This is a genomic window from Rathayibacter sp. AY1B5 (assembly GCF_002932795.1).
Classification (GTDB): Bacteria; Actinomycetota; Actinomycetes; order Actinomycetales; family Microbacteriaceae; genus Rathayibacter.
The window spans coordinates 73,973-87,827 of sequence record NZ_PSWM01000001.1 but is presented as its reverse complement, the minus strand read 5'-3'; the positions used below and the strand labels follow the sequence as shown (position 1 = coordinate 87,827).

Here is a 13,855-nt window from a genome sequence, read left to right as displayed (position 1 = left end):
TCCCCGCGCACCGGCTCAGCCGGCCGCGCGCTCCAGGACGAGCTCGCGGACGCGGGCGGCGTCGGCCTGCCCCTTCATGGCCTTCATCACGGCGCCGATCACGGCGCCGGCGGCCTGCACCTTGCCGTCGCGGATCTTCGCGAGCACGTCGGGCTGCGAGGCCAGTGCCGCGTCGATCGCGTCGATGAGCGCTCCGTCGTCCGAGACGACCGCGAGTCCGCGGGCGTCGACGACCTCCTGCGGGGTGCCCTCTCCGGCGATGACGCCCTGGAGGACCTCCCGGGCGAGGCGGTCGGTCAGCGTGCCGCTCTCGATCAGACCGGCGAGCTCGGCGACCTGGGCCGGGGTGACCAGGGAGGCCGGGTCCTCGCCCGCCGCGTTCGCGAGGCGTGCGATCTCGCCGGTCCACCACTTGCGGGCGGCCTGCGGAGCGGCTCCCGCGGAGACGGTCTCGGTGATCTCGACCAGCAGGCCGCTGTTGGCGACGTCCTGGAACTCGAGGTCGGTGAAGCCCCACTCGGTCGTGAGGCGGCGACGGCGGTCGGCGGGCTTCTCGGGGAGCGCGGCGCGCAGCTCCTCGATCAGCTCGGGGCTCGGCACGACCGGGAGCAGGTCGGGCTCCGGGAAGTAGCGGTAGTCGTCGGCGTCGCTCTTGGGCCGGCCCGCGGAGGTGCGGCCGGTGTCCTCGTGCCAGTGGCGCGTCTCCTGCGTGATCGTGCCGCCCGCGGCGAGGATCGCCGCCTGGCGCTGGATCTCGTAGCGGACGGCGCGCTCGACCGAGCGGAGCGAGTTGACGTTCTTGGTCTCGGTGCGGGTGCCCAGCTTCTCCTGGCCGATCGGGCGGAGCGAGACGTTCGCGTCGCAGCGGAGGTTGCCGCGCTCCATCTTGGCGTCCGAGATGCCCAGCGCCAGCACGATGTCGCGGATCGTGGCGACGTAGGCCTTCGCGTACTCGGGCGCGCTCTTCCCCGCGCCGTGGATCGGCTTCGTGACGATCTCGACGAGCGGGACCCCCGCGCGGTTGTAGTCCACGAGCGAGTACTCGGCGCCCTGGATGCGGCCGGTGGCGCCGCCGACGTGCGTGAGCTTGCCGGCGTCCTCCTCCATGTGCGCGCGCTCGATCGGGATCTGCACGAGCGAGCCGTCGGCCAGCTCGATCTCGACCGAGCCCTCGAAGGCGATCGGCTCGTCGAACTGCGAGATCTGGTAGTTCTTCGCCAGGTCCGGGTAGAAGTAGTTCTTGCGCGCGAAGCGGCTGGACGGAGCGATCGAGCAGCCCAGGGCGAGGCCGAGGCTGATCGAGTAGCGGACGGCCTGCTCGTTCACGACCGGCAGCGAGCCCGGGAGGCCCAGATCGACCGGGGTCGTGTTCGTGTTGGGCTCGGACCCGAACTCGTTCGGCGCGTCCGAGAACATCTTGGTCTTCGTGTTGAGCTCGACGTGCACCTCGAAGCCGAGCACCGGCTCGAAGGTCTCGAAGACCTCGTCGTAGTCCATCAGCTCGGGAGCGGACGTGTGCGCGGAGGCCATCAGACGGCACCTTCCTCGGTCGCGGAGAGCACGGAGTGGGTCAGGTCGGGGGCCTGCGCGAGCAGCGGCCGGCCCCACTTCTCCTCGAGCAGCGCCTCGAGCGCGGCGCCCACGGTGTAGAGGCGCACGTCCTCCCGGGCGGGGGCGAGGAACTGGACGCCGACGGGCAGCCCGTCCTCGTCGGCGAGGCCGGCGGGGACGGAGATGCCGGGGATTCCGGCCAGGTTCGCCGGGATGGTCGCGACGTCGCCGCGGTACATCGCCAGCGGGTCGTCCAGCTTCTCGCCGAGGCGGTAGGCGGTGGTCGGCGCGGTCGGCGAGGCGATCACGTCGACGTTCGCGAAGGCCGCGTCGAAGTCCCGCTGCACCAGCGTCCGGACCTTCTGCGCGCTGCCGTAGTAGGCGTCGTAGTAGCCGGCCGAGAGGGCGTAGGTGCCGAGGATGATCCGGCGCTTGACCTCGGGGCCGAAGCCCTGCTCGCGGGTCGCGGACATGACCTGCTCGACCGTGCCGCCGCCCTCGGGCGTGACGCGGAGTCCGAACCGGACCGAGTCGAACTTGGCGAGGTTGCTGGAGGCCTCCGCGGGGAGGATCAGGTAGTAGGCGGCGACCGCGTGCTCGACGCTCGGGAGGCTCACCTCGACGACCTCCGCGCCGGCGCCCTGCAGGATCTCGAGCGCCTCGTGGAAGCGCGCGAGCACGCCGGGCTGGAAGCCCTCACCGCCGTCGAGCTCCTTGACCACGCCGATCCGGAGGCCCGTCACGTCGGCGCGGCGCACCGCGTCGGCGAAGGAGGGCCAGGAGTCGCGCAGCGACGTCGAGTCGCGCGGGTCGTGGCCCGCGATGACGTCGTGCAGCAGGGCGGAGTCGAGGACCGTCCGGGAGACGGGGCCGATCTGGTCGAGGCTCGAGGCGAGCGCGATCGCTCCATAGCGCGAGACTCCGCCGTACGTCGGCTTCACGCCGACGGTGCCCGTCACGTGCGCGGGCTGGCGGATCGATCCCCCGGTGTCGGAGCCGAGGGCCAGGGGCGCCTCGTAGCTCGCGACGGCCGCGGCGGACCCGCCGCCGGAGCCGCCGGGGATGCGGTCGAGGTCCCACGGGTTGTGGGTGGGACCGTAGGCGCTGCGCTCGGTCGTCGAGCCCATCGCGAACTCGTCCATGTTGGTCTTGCCGATCGGGACCAGCCCGGCCTCGCGGACCTTGCGCATGACGGTCGCGTCGTAGGGCGGGCGCCAGCCCTCGAGGATGCGGGAGCCGCTCGTGGTCGGCATGTCGTTCGTGACGATGACGTCCTTGACCGCGAGAGGCACTCCGGCGAGCGGGTGCAGCGACTCGCCGTCGGCGCGCCGGCGGTCGATCGCCTCGGCGGACGAGACGGCGCCCTCGCGCGCGACGTGGAGGAAGGCGTGGACCGCCCCGTCGACCGCGTCGATGCGCTCGAGGTGGGCGCGGGTGGCCTCGACCGAGGAGACCGAGCCGTCGGCCAGCTTCTCGGAGAGGGCGGACGCGCTGAGGCGGACGAGCTCGTCGCCGTGCGCGCTCACTGCTCCTCCCCCAGGATCGCGGAGACCTGGAAGCGGCTGCCGTCGTGCTCGGGCGCGCCGGAGAGCGCCTGCTCGAGCGTGAGGGTCTCGCCGACCACGTCGGGCCGGAAGACGTTCTCGAGCGGGATCGGGTGGCTGGTCGCCGGCACCTCGGGCGTGGCGACGGCCTGGACCGCGCGCACGGAGTCGACGATCTGGCCGAGCTCCCTGGTGAGGCTCCCGATCTCGTCGGAAGTGAGGTCGATCCTGGCCAGCTGGGCCAGATGGGCGACCGTGTCGGCCGTGATCTCGGACATGCGTCTCCGTCTGGTGGTTCGGGGGGATTTCCGGCCGCCAGTCTACTCGGCGCACCCGCACCGCCTCCGCCCGCGCCGCCCGCCCGTCAGGAGCCGCCGAAGAGGCTGGCGCCGTGCTTCAGGAGCGCGTCGTACGCCCCCTCGTAGGTGGTCGGCAGGTCCTCGCCGGGCTCGCCGTACCGGGCCAGCAGCAGTCCCATCAGGCCGACGGCGGGCGGGCTCAGCGGCTTGTCGCGGTTCACGTGCGCCGGATGCGCGGGTGCCGCCTCGGGGTTCGGGGGCAGGTACTGCGGCACCGTGGTCGGCCAGTCGCCGATCTGCCGCGGCTCGTCGAGGGTCAGCACCCCGAAGAGGTCGGGGGCGGAGGCGTCGCGAGCGGTCAGCGGCTCGAGGCCGTGCAGGGCGCTGAGGGTCCGGATCACGGCGCCGTGGTGCAGCTCGTCGTGCACGATCGTGCCGGCCCTCGTGTACGCCGAGACGGCGATCGCCGGTACGCGGCAGCCGAGCCGGTCGAAGGCGAAGCCCATCTCGCCCTCGCGGCCGTCGCCCGGCGGAGTCGCCGGCGGCGGGGGGACGTGGTCGTAGAGGCCCCCGTGCTCGTCGAAGGTCGCCAGCAGGAGCGTGTTCACCGCGTTCGAGCCGGTCGTGCTCGCGCTCTCCCGGATCGCCGAGTACACCTGGTGCAGCAGCAGCTCACCGGCGCGGACGTCGGACAGAGCGCTGTCGTAGACGGGCGTGCCGTCGACCTCGTCCTCGTGCAGGACGCCGGTCGGCGGGTGCATGTCGTTGTGGTCGAAGACGAGCCGCGGCTCGAGGAACGCGTAGTCGGGCAGCTCGCCGTTCTCCACGTCGGCGTAGAAGCGGTCCATCGTCGAGAAGTGCGTCTTCCAGTACTTCTCGAGCACCGGCGCATGCAGGAACCCGGTGTACGAGACCACCTGCAGCGCGTCGAAGTAGACCCGCCAGGTCTTCCCCGCCTCCTCGAGGCGGTTGAAGACGGTCGGCGCGTCGGCCAGATCGTCGGCGAGCCACTTCTCGTAGCCGCCGCCCTGCTTGTTCGTGACGAAGCCGTGCGAGGTCGACGCGTGCAGGAAGGAGCGGTTGCAGAAGGTCTGGGAGGGGACGGCGCAGAACCAGTGGTCGAAGACGGCGAACTCGCGGGCGAGGGTGGAGAAGACGGGCAGCATCTCCGGCGAGAAGCCGCCCATGATCGTCCGCGCCTCCTCCGCCGTGGGCTCCTGCCCCTTCTTCATCACCCGCAGGTGCTGGACGTAGTCCTCGAGGAAGCCGCTCATCGTCGGGGCGGAGGCGTCGGCGGGCGCGTTGAAGGGCGCGATCATGGCGCCGACGGTGCGGTCGGCGTTCTCGGGCGGATCCACCGTGCCGAAGAGCTGGGTGTTGACGTGCGGGTACTCCTCGCCGGGATCCGGGTCGGGCTGGCGCATCACGGAGTCGGTGGCGCCCTCGTAGACGTGCGTGCCGACGGTCAGGCCCCCGGCGCTGGTGTTCGTCCGCTCGTCGGGGAGGAGGCCCTCGAAGCTCTCGCCCGCGGGCAGGTCGTCCGGTCCGTAGAGGCGCCCCAGAACGTTGTCGAAGGAGCGGTTCTCGAACATGATCACGACGACGTGGTCGAAACCCGGCTCCGCACGGGCGGGCAGTCGCGGCTCCTCCTCGCGACGTCGACCGGAGGCGACGGCCGCGCCGATCGCGCCGCCGGCGAGGGCTCCGGCTCCGACTCCGGCGGCGGCGGTTCCGGCCAGGAAGCGGCGGCGGGAGCGGGAGCGGGGCGCTGCGTCGTCGTGCTCCGAGGGAGTCCGCTCGCTGGTCATCTCCGCCGCCTCTCCTGCGCCGCCTGCGCCTGCTCGGAGTGTAGCGACGCGCCCGGGGCGGCGGCCCGGAGTCGGGCGAGCAGTCCGGCCTCCGGCTCGAGGTCGACGCGGGCGCGGCGGGCCGCGTCGCGGAGGCGCCGCCCGACCGGCGCGGGCGGCGCGAACGCCGGTGCCGTGCGGGGCCAGCGCGCGAGGGGCCGGTCGGGACCGCTCAGGAGTGCGGCCAGCTCTCGGACCTGCGGATCGACGAGGGCGCGGCGCACGCCCGCCCGGGCGCGGACGAGCTGCGCGGGAGCCTCCGGACCGAGCGGCACGCCGATCCGTGCGCCCGAGGGGACCGCAGAGGCCAGCACGAGCGCCGGCACGGTGCCGGGCCGGTCCGCGCTCCCCCGCGCGGTGACGAGGAGCAGCATCCGCCGCCCCGCTCCCTCCCCGGCGCGGACGGCGTCGGCCACGACGTGCAGCAGCTGCTCCGCGAGCCGCGCATCGGCGGATCGATCGGTGCCGGCGGCTGCGGCGTCGGCGAAGTCGGCCGGATCGACGAGGGAGCGCGGCTCGACCAGGACGAGCGGAGGCAGGGTGCCGGCGGCGGCCTCGGCGGCCAGCGCGTCGACGGCCAGGAGGCGCCCGCCGCGGGAGCCGGCGGCACCCGGATCGCCGTGGGGCCACTCCGGATCGGCGAGGAGCGTGGTCGAGACGCCCTGCCGCTCGTCGATCGCGAGAGCCCAGCCGGTGCCGGTCTCCCGGGCCGCGTGCAGGGCCGCCGGCAGCGGATCGCGGCCGTCGGCGCGCCAGTCGTCGGCCCGGGCGAAGGCCGTGGCGAGCAGCGCGTGCACCGGCAGCATCTCGGGGGCGAAGCGCGCGCCCGGAGGATCGTCCGGGCCGGGCGCGGTCATCACGGCGTCCGTGCCGCCGGCGAACACCGGGCCGTCCGGATCGTCGAGCGCGCCGAGGACCTGGTCGCGGCTGCGGCCGGCGAAGGAGAGCACGACCAGGTGGTCGATCCGTCCGAGCGCCTCGGCGCTCCGGCGCTCGGCGGCCGTGGGCCGAGCCGCGGCGTCGAGTGCGAGCGACGCGGCGTCGGCGAGGGAGCGGCGCAGGAACGCGCGCCGCTCCTCGCCGCCCGCGTCAGGCATCGGGCCCGGTCGACTCCTCCGTGGTCGGGGCGGCCGTGTCCGGGACGGCGTCGATCTCCGGGACGGCGTCGTCCTCCGGCGCGTCGGCGGACGCCTCCTCCGGCAGCGCGATCGCGGCCGGTCCCTCGGTCACCAGGAGGTGGAACTCGGCCGCGGTGATGATCCGGAGCCCCAGGGCCTCGGCCTTGCCGAGCTTGCTGCCGGCGCCGGGGCCGGCGGCGACGTAGTCGGTCTTCTTCGAGACGCTCGAGCCGGCCTTGCCGCCGGCCGCGAGGATCGCCTCCTGGGCCCCTTCGCGGGAGTACCCCTCCAGGCTGCCGGTCGCCACGACCGTGAGGCCCGCGAGCACCCCACCAGCGGCGTCCGCGGCACCGGGACCGGGGTGGCCGGGCGTGGCGAAGCGCACTCCGGCCGCGGCCCAGCGGTCGACGATCTCGACGTGCCAGTCGACCTCGAACCAGGCGATCAGGGCGTCGGCGATGATCCCGCCCACCCCGTCGACCGCGGCGAGCTCGTCGCGGCTCGCTCCGCGGATCGCGTCGAGCGAGCCGAAGTATCCCGCCAGCGCGCGCGCCGCGACCGGGCCGACGTGGCGGATGCTGAGCGAGACCAGCAGGCGCCACAGCTCCTTGGTCTTCGCCCGCTCGATGTTCTCGATCAGCCGGAGCGCGTTGGTGGAGGGCACGGAGGAGGCGTCCCCCGCGAAGGCTCCCGCCTCCGGGTCGACGGCGCCGTCCTTGGCGAGCTGCCGCTTGCGCTTGAAGGGCGTGACGACCTTCGGATCGCCCTTCGCGTCGAGCTTCTGCAGACCCGTCTCGGAGTCGCGGACGACGACCTCGATCGGGAAGAGATCGGCCACCGTGAGCTCGAACAGGCCGGCCTCGGTCCGCAGCGGCGGCTCTGCGGGGACCAGGGGCTGGGTCAGGGCGGCGGCGCTGACCTCGCCGAGCGCCTCGATGTCGAGCGCACCGCGGCTGCCGATGTGCTCGACGCGCCCGCGGACCTGCGCGGGGCAGGACTCCGCGTTGGGGCAGCGCAGGTCGACGTCGCCCTCCTTGGCCGGAGCGAGCGTGGTGCCGCACTCGGGGCACTGCGTCGGCATCACGAACTCGCGCTCGGTGCCGTCGCGGAGCTCCACCACCGGGCCGAGCACCTCGGGGATGACGTCCCCGGCCTTCCGCAGCACGACCGTGTCGCCGATGAGCACGCCCTTCGCCTTCACCACGTCGGCGTTGTGCAGCGTGGCCTGGCGCACCTCGGACCCCGCGACCTTCACCTTGGTCATCTGGGCGAACGGCGTCGCCCGGCCGGTGCGCCCGACGCTCACGACGATGTCGAGGAGCGTCGTGTGCACCTCCTCGGGCGGGTACTTGTAGGCGATCGCCCAGCGCGGCGCCCGGCTGGTGGCGCCGAGCTCGTCGTGCAGCTCGAGCTCGTCCACCTTCACGACCACGCCGTCGATCTCGTGCTCGACCGAGTGCCGTTCGCGGCCGTAGCGCTCGACGAAGGCGAGCACCTCCTCCATCGAGGCCGAGACGCGGTTGTGGCCGCTGACCGGCAGTCCCCAGGAGGAGAGCAGGCCGTAGACCTCGGACTGGGTCGAGACCGGCGGGTCCGGCCAGGCGCCGATGCCGTGCACGTAGAGCGCGAGGGAGCCGACGCGCGCCTCGCCCGCACGCAGGTCGAGACCCGACTTCTTGTCGAGCTGCTGGCGGAGGCCGCCGCTCGCCGCGTTGCGCGGGTTGGCGAAGGTCGGGAAGCGCCGGAGCGCGCTCGTGCGCGCCTTCTCCTCCTCGAAGGCGCCGCGGGTGGCGGCGGGGCGGGACGACCACCGGGTCCGCGCCTCCTCGACCGCCTCGTCGCGCAGAGTCTCCTGGAGGGCGTTCAGCTCGGCGAAGGCGGCCACGGGGATGAAGACCTCGCCGCGCACCTCGACGAGCGCCGGGTGGCCCTCGCCGGAGAGTCGCTCGGGGATTCCCGCGACGCGGAGCGCGTTGACGGTGACGTCCTCGCCGGTGCGGCCGTCGCCGCGGGTCGCCGCCGTGGTGAGGCGGCCGTTCTCGTAGTGGAGGGAGATCGCGAGGCCGTCGATCTTGAGCTCGGTGAGCCAGGCGACGGGGCGGTCGGCCGAGGCCACCGTCTTCTCGCACCACTCGCGCAGCTCCTCGGCCGAGAACACGTTGTCGAGGGAGAGCATCCGCTCGGCGTGGTCGATCGGAGCGAGGCCCGCTCCGACGATCCCGCCGACGGTCTGCGTCGGCGAGTCCTCGGCGGCGAGCTCGGGGTGCTCGGCCTCGAGCGCGGCGAGCTCGCGCACCAGGGCGTCGTACTCGGCGTCGGACAGCGGCGACGAGTCGGCCGCGTAGTAGTCGTCGCTCGCCGACCGGATCCGCGCGCGAAGCGCCTCGACGCGGGCGGCGGGCTCGACGGCGCTCATCGGAGCACCGCGGCGTCGGCCGCGACCGTGCGGTCGATCGTGCACTGGCCCAGCACGCGGGTGCCGAGGTAGACGACGGCCGTCTGGCCGGGGGCGACGCCGTCGAGCGGCGAGTCCGGAGTGATCACGAGCTCCACCCTGCCATCGACCTGCGACACCACGGCGGAGGCGGGGACCGGGTCGGCGTGGGCCCGGATCTGGACGTCGCAGCGGAAGGGCGCGTCCGCGTCCTCGGGAGCGGCGCCCGCCCAGGTGAACCGCTCGCCGGCGATCTCGCCGATGCGCAGCGCCTCGCGCGGACCGACCACGACCTCGTTGCTCACCGGCCGGACCTCCAGGACGAAGCGCGGCCGTCCGTCGGGCGCAGGGACGCCGAGGTGCAGGCCCCGGCGCTGGCCCACCGTGTACCCGTGGGCGCCCTCGTGGGAGCCGACCACCGCGCCGTCCCGGTCGACGATCGCTCCGGTCTCGGGGGTGACGCGCTCGGCGAGCCAGCCGCGGGTGTCGCCGTCGGGGATGAAGCAGATGTCGTAGCTGTCGGGCTTGCTCGCGACGCTGAGGCCGCGCTCCGCCGCCTCCGCGCGCACGATCGCCTTGGACGGCGTGGAGCCGAGCGGGAACATCGAGTGCCGCAGCTGCTGCTCCGTCAGCACGCCGAGGACGTAGGACTGGTCCTTCGCCTCATCGCTCGCGCGGTGCAGCTCCGGGGTCCCGTCGGCGGCGGTGCGGAGGGAGGCGTAGTGGCCGGTGCAGACGGCGTCGAAGCCGAGGTCGAGAGCCTTCTCGAGCAGGGCGGCGAACTTGATCCGCTCGTTGCAGCGCATGCAGGGGTTCGGGGTGCGGCCCGCCGAGTACTCGGCGACGAAGTCGTCGACGACGTCCAGCTTGAACCGCTCGGAGAAGTCCCACACGTAGTACGGGATGCCGAGGACGTTCGCGGCGCGCTGCGCGTCCATCGAGTCCTCGATCGTGCAGCACCCCCTGCTGCCGGTGCGCAGCGTGCCGGGCATCCTGCTCAGGGCGAGGTGCACGCCCACCACGTCGTGCCCCGCCTCCACCGCGCGGGCCGCGGCCACCGCCGAGTCCACTCCACCGCTCATCGCCGCCAGAACCTTCACCGTGCGAGTCTACGTTTCCCGCGGGCGCGGCCGGCAGGGATTCAGGCGCGCAGCACCGCACGGTTCGAGAGTCCGGCGCGGGCGGCGCGGGCGTAGGCGCCGGGCAGCGCCGTCAGGAAGGCGTCGACGTCCTCGTCGGTCGAGGTGTGGCCGAGCGTCATCCGGAGCACCCCGCGGGCCTCGTCCTCGCTCCGGCCGAGCGCGAGGACCACGTGCGAGGGCTCCGGGATCCCCGCCGTGCAGGCGGACCCGGTCGAGACGGAGACGCCCGCGGTGTCGAGGAGGAAGAGGAGGGAGTCGCCCTGCGCACCGGGGAAGGCGAGGTGCGCGTTGGTGGCGACCCGGCGCCCGGAGTCGAGGGCGGGCCCGGTCAGGGTCGCACCCGGCACGGCGGCGAGGACGCCCGCGACGAGCCGGTCGCGCAGGGCGGCCAGGCGCTGCGCCTCCGCCGACAGCTCGGCGTCCGCCTCGACCGCGGCGGCGGCGAAGGCCGCGGCACCGGGGACGTCCTGGGTGCCGGAGCGGACGCCCCGCTGCTGTCCGCCTCCGTGCAGCACCGGAACCGCGCGGGCGTCGCGGGCGAGGACGAGGGCGCCGGTCGCGATCGGCCCGCCGACCTTGTGACCCGAGACGCTGACTGCGGCCAGTCCCGCGCCGCGCCCGGAGCCGGAGGCTCGGCGGATCTCGGCGATCCGCAGCGGCACGTGCCCGAGGGCGGCGACCGCGTCGACGTGGAGGGGGACGCCGGCGCGCGCACAGACAGCCGCGAGCTCGCCGATCGGGTTGATCGTGCCGATCTCGTTGTTGACCCAGAGCACCGTGACCAGGGCGACCGAGCCGGGGTCCTCCTCCAGCGCCGCGGCGAGCGCCTCCGGTCGCAGGCTTCCCTCGTCGTCGAGCGGCAGCCACTCGAGGACGGCGCCCTCGTGCTCGGCGAGCCAGGCGGCGGAGTCGAGGGTCGCGTGGTGCTCCCCCTCGGCGACCAGGACCCGGACGCGGGCCGGATCCTCGCTCCGGCGCTGCCAGTAGAGGCCCTTGACGCCGAGGTTGACCGCCTCGGTCCCGCCTGCGGTGAGGATCACCTCGATCGGCTCGCAGCCGAGCACTCCGGCGAGCGCCGAGCGGGCGTCCTCCAGGCGGCGGCGCGCCTCCTGGCCGGAGCCGTGCACGGAGGAGGGGTTGCCGGCATGGGCGGACGCCTCGGCGAACGCGGCGAGCGCCGAGGCGCGCAACGGGGTGGTCGCGGCGTGGTCGAGGTAGATCACAGCAGCCCTTCGTCCCGCGTCGGGGGCACGGAGGGAGCCGGTGCCCGTCACTACTGTAAGTCGCATGACCTCTCACGATCCCCTGGCCCGGCTCGGCGTGACCGTGGACGATCAGGGCGGTGAGCTGCGGGTCTGGTCCGAGAGCGCGAGCGCCGTCGATCTGCTGCTGTACGACGAGAAGGACTCGACCTGGGTGACCCGCACGGTCCCGCTGGCGCGCGACGACGACGCGGTCTGGTCCGCGCGCTCCGATCTGCTGGCCCCCGGCCGCCGCTACGCCCTGCGCGTCGACGGGCCGACCGGCCCCCGCCACCGCTTCGACCCCCGCCGGCCCCTGCTGGAGCCGTACTCCCGGGGCCTGCACCGGGTGGCGGAGAACGAGTGGCGCTCGGTCGTCGTGGACGACTCGTTCGACTGGGGCTCCTCCTCCCGGCCCGGCACCCCGATGGACCGCACCGTGATCTACGAGGCGCACGTGAAGGGGCTGACCCGGCTGAACCCGGCGCTCCCCGTGGAGCTGCGCGGCACCTACGCCGGCCTGGCGCACGAGTCGACGGTCTCGGCGCTGCTCGAGCTGGGCGTGACGGCGGTCGAGCTGCTGCCGGTGCACGCGTTCGTGTCGGAGCAGCGCCTGCTGCGGCAGGGCCTGACCAACTACTGGGGCTACAACACGCTGAACTTCTTCGCGCCGCACGCCGCCTACGCCTCCTCGACCGCGCAGCGCGGCGGACCGACCGCGGTGCTCCGCGAGTTCAAGGGGATGGTGAAGCTCCTGCACGAGGCCGGCCTCGAGGTGATCCTGGACGTGGTCTACAACCACACCGCCGAGGAGGGGCCGGGCGGGCCGATGTCGAGCCTGCGCGGCATCGACGACGCCGGCTGGTACCGCCAGACGCCCGAGGGCCACTACGTGGACGTCACCGGCTGCGGCAACACGATCGACTTCGGCCGGCCCGCGGCGCAGCGCCTCGCTCTGGACTCGATGCGCTACTGGTCCGGCGAGGTCGGGATCGACGGCTTCCGGCTCGACCTGGCCGCGACCCTCGGCCGGGACGAGATCGCGCACTTCCGGAGCGACCACCCGCTGCTGCGGGCCGCGGTCGAGGACCCGGCGCTGGCCGGCGTGAAGATGATCGCCGAGCCCTGGGACGTGGGCATGGGCGGATGGCAGACCGGGAACTTCCCGGCCGGGTGGTCGGAGTGGAACGACCGCTACCGCGACCGCGCCCGCAACTTCTGGCTCTCGGACATCGACTACGCCCGCCGCGCCGGCACGGCCCCCGTCGGCATCGGCGGCTTCGCCACCCGGCTCTCGGGCTCCTCCAACACCTTCTCGCCGGAGCGGGGACCCCTCGCGTCGGTCAACTTCGTCACCGCGCACGACGGCTTCACGCTCGCGGACCTCGTCTCGTACAACGTCAAGCACAACATCGGCAACGGCGAGTCGAACCGCGACGGAGCCGACACCAACCGCTCCTTCAACCACGGCTTCGAGGGCCCCACCACCGACGAGCGGATCACGCTGGCGCGGCGCAAGGCGATGCGGAACCTCCTCGGCACCCTGCTGCTGTCGGCCGGCGTGCCGATGATCACGGCGGGCGACGAGACCGGGCGCAGCCAGCGCGGCAACAACAACGCCTACTGCCAGGACTCGGACCTGACCTGGGTGCGCTGGGAGGGCCTGGCCGACTGGCAGCTCGCGCTCCGCGCGCACACGCGGACCCTGCTGCGCCTGCGGCGCGAGCACCCGGCGCTGCGTCCCTCCCGCTACGGCAGCGGCGACGCGAGCGAGCCGGGCGCCACGACCATGTCCTGGTTCGACGCCCACGGGCGCGGGATGAGCGAGCACGACTGGGCCTCCGCCGCCAACCGGACGCTGCAGTACCTCGCGGCCTCGACCCCGGTCGAGGGCGAGCCGGACCGCGTCCTGCTGGTGGTGCACGGCGTCGAGCAGGACACCACGGTCGTGCTCGCCGAGGGCGAGGGGGTCACCGGCTACACGCGCCTGTGGAACAGCGAGGAGGCGGAGCCGCTGGAGCACGGCGAGTCGTTCGAGCCCGGGCAGGTCATCCGCGTGGCCGGCACCTCGATGCAGCTCTTCGCCGCGCACGGGCCGGCGGCCGAGCTGGACGCCTGATGGCGCGGAGCGGACCGGGGACTCCGGCGACCGTCGCGCTGACGGCGGCGGGCGTCCCCTTCACTCCCCGCCAGTACCGGCACGACCCGGCCACGACGCGCTACGGGCTCGAGGCGGCCGAGGCGCTCGGCGTGGAGCCGGAGCGCGTGTTCAAGACGCTGATGGTCGACGTGGACGGCGAGCTCGTGGTGGGCGTCGTGCCCGTCACCGGCTCGCTCGGGCTGAAGGAGCTCGCGGCCGCGGTCGGGGGCAGGCGGGCGGCGATGGCCGATCCAACGCTCGCCCAGCGCCGGACCGGCTACGTGCTCGGCGGCATCTCGCCGCTCGGGCAGAGGACGCGGCACCGCACGGTGATCGACGAGACCGTCGAGCTCCACGACACGGTGCTCGTCTCGGGCGGGCGCCGGGGCTTCGACATCGAGCTCACCCCCGCCGACCTCGTCGCCGCGACGGCCGCCCTGCTCGCCGACATCGCGCGCTGACGCCCGCCCGCCCCGCCTCCGCGGCCCCGCCCCTGTCCTCCGCTCGCGAGATGCCACTTGAGTACGCGACACGCCGAC

At 74.0% G+C, this 13,855-nt stretch carries 10 protein-coding genes; 2 read left to right on the top strand and 8 right to left on the bottom strand.

Annotated elements, in window-relative coordinates; genetic code table 11:
• Positions 1-15: 15 nt before the first annotated feature.
• The 8 genes from gatB to C5D44_RS00385 all read right to left on the bottom strand — a co-directional run bounded on the left by gatB (position 16) and on the right by C5D44_RS00385 (position 11,224).
• A complete protein-coding gene (gene gatB / locus C5D44_RS00420; RefSeq protein ID WP_104280535.1) occupies positions 16-1,530 on the bottom strand; it encodes an Asp-tRNA(Asn)/Glu-tRNA(Gln) amidotransferase subunit GatB in 1,515 nt (504 codons plus the stop codon).
• Entirely contained in the window at positions 1,530-3,077 is a 1,548-nt protein-coding gene (gene gatA / locus C5D44_RS00415) for an Asp-tRNA(Asn)/Glu-tRNA(Gln) amidotransferase subunit GatA (protein ID WP_104276018.1), read from the bottom strand. The genes gatB and gatA overlap by 1 nt, the downstream gene beginning before the upstream one ends.
• A complete protein-coding gene (gatC, locus tag C5D44_RS00410; protein ID WP_104226848.1) occupies positions 3,074-3,373 on the bottom strand; it encodes an Asp-tRNA(Asn)/Glu-tRNA(Gln) amidotransferase subunit GatC in 300 nt (99 codons plus the stop codon). Before gatC ends, gatA begins: the two co-directional genes overlap by 4 nt.
• An 86-nt stretch (positions 3,374-3,459) precedes the next feature.
• Positions 3,460-5,202, bottom strand: coding sequence for an alkaline phosphatase family protein (locus C5D44_RS00405; RefSeq protein ID WP_104276017.1), 1,743 nt, complete (start codon positions 5,200-5,202; stop codon positions 3,460-3,462).
• Positions 5,199-6,338: a hypothetical protein gene (locus tag C5D44_RS00400; RefSeq protein ID WP_104280534.1), complete on the bottom strand. Its 1,140-nt coding sequence runs from the start codon at positions 6,336-6,338 to the stop codon at positions 5,199-5,201. Before C5D44_RS00400 ends, C5D44_RS00405 begins: the two co-directional genes overlap by 4 nt.
• Entirely contained in the window at positions 6,331-8,775 is a 2,445-nt protein-coding gene (ligA, locus tag C5D44_RS00395; RefSeq protein WP_104276015.1) for an NAD-dependent DNA ligase LigA, read from the bottom strand. The genes C5D44_RS00400 and ligA overlap by 8 nt, the downstream gene beginning before the upstream one ends.
• Positions 8,772-9,893 carry a tRNA 2-thiouridine(34) synthase MnmA gene (mnmA, locus tag C5D44_RS00390; RefSeq protein ID WP_181110256.1) on the bottom strand — a complete coding sequence of 374 codons (1,122 nt, stop codon included), beginning with the start codon at positions 9,891-9,893 and terminating at the stop codon, positions 8,772-8,774. The genes ligA and mnmA overlap by 4 nt, the downstream gene beginning before the upstream one ends.
• A 41-nt stretch (positions 9,894-9,934) precedes the next feature.
• Positions 9,935-11,224 carry a cysteine desulfurase family protein gene (locus tag C5D44_RS00385; protein WP_104280533.1) on the bottom strand — a complete coding sequence of 430 codons (1,290 nt, stop codon included), beginning with the start codon at positions 11,222-11,224 and terminating at the stop codon, positions 9,935-9,937.
• Here C5D44_RS00385 and glgX point away from each other — a divergent pair.
• The gene (gene glgX / locus C5D44_RS00380; protein ID WP_104280532.1) at positions 11,223-13,295 is read left to right on the top strand and encodes a glycogen debranching protein GlgX; all 2,073 of its coding nucleotides are present in this window, start codon (positions 11,223-11,225) and stop codon (positions 13,293-13,295) included. The two genes, C5D44_RS00385 and glgX, sit on opposite strands and share 2 nt — an antisense overlap.
• Positions 13,295-13,777, top strand: a complete 483-nt coding sequence (gene ybaK / locus C5D44_RS00375; protein ID WP_104276011.1) for a Cys-tRNA(Pro) deacylase — start codon at positions 13,295-13,297, stop codon at positions 13,775-13,777. The genes glgX and ybaK overlap by 1 nt, the downstream gene beginning before the upstream one ends.
• Positions 13,778-13,855: the final 78 nt, after the last annotated feature.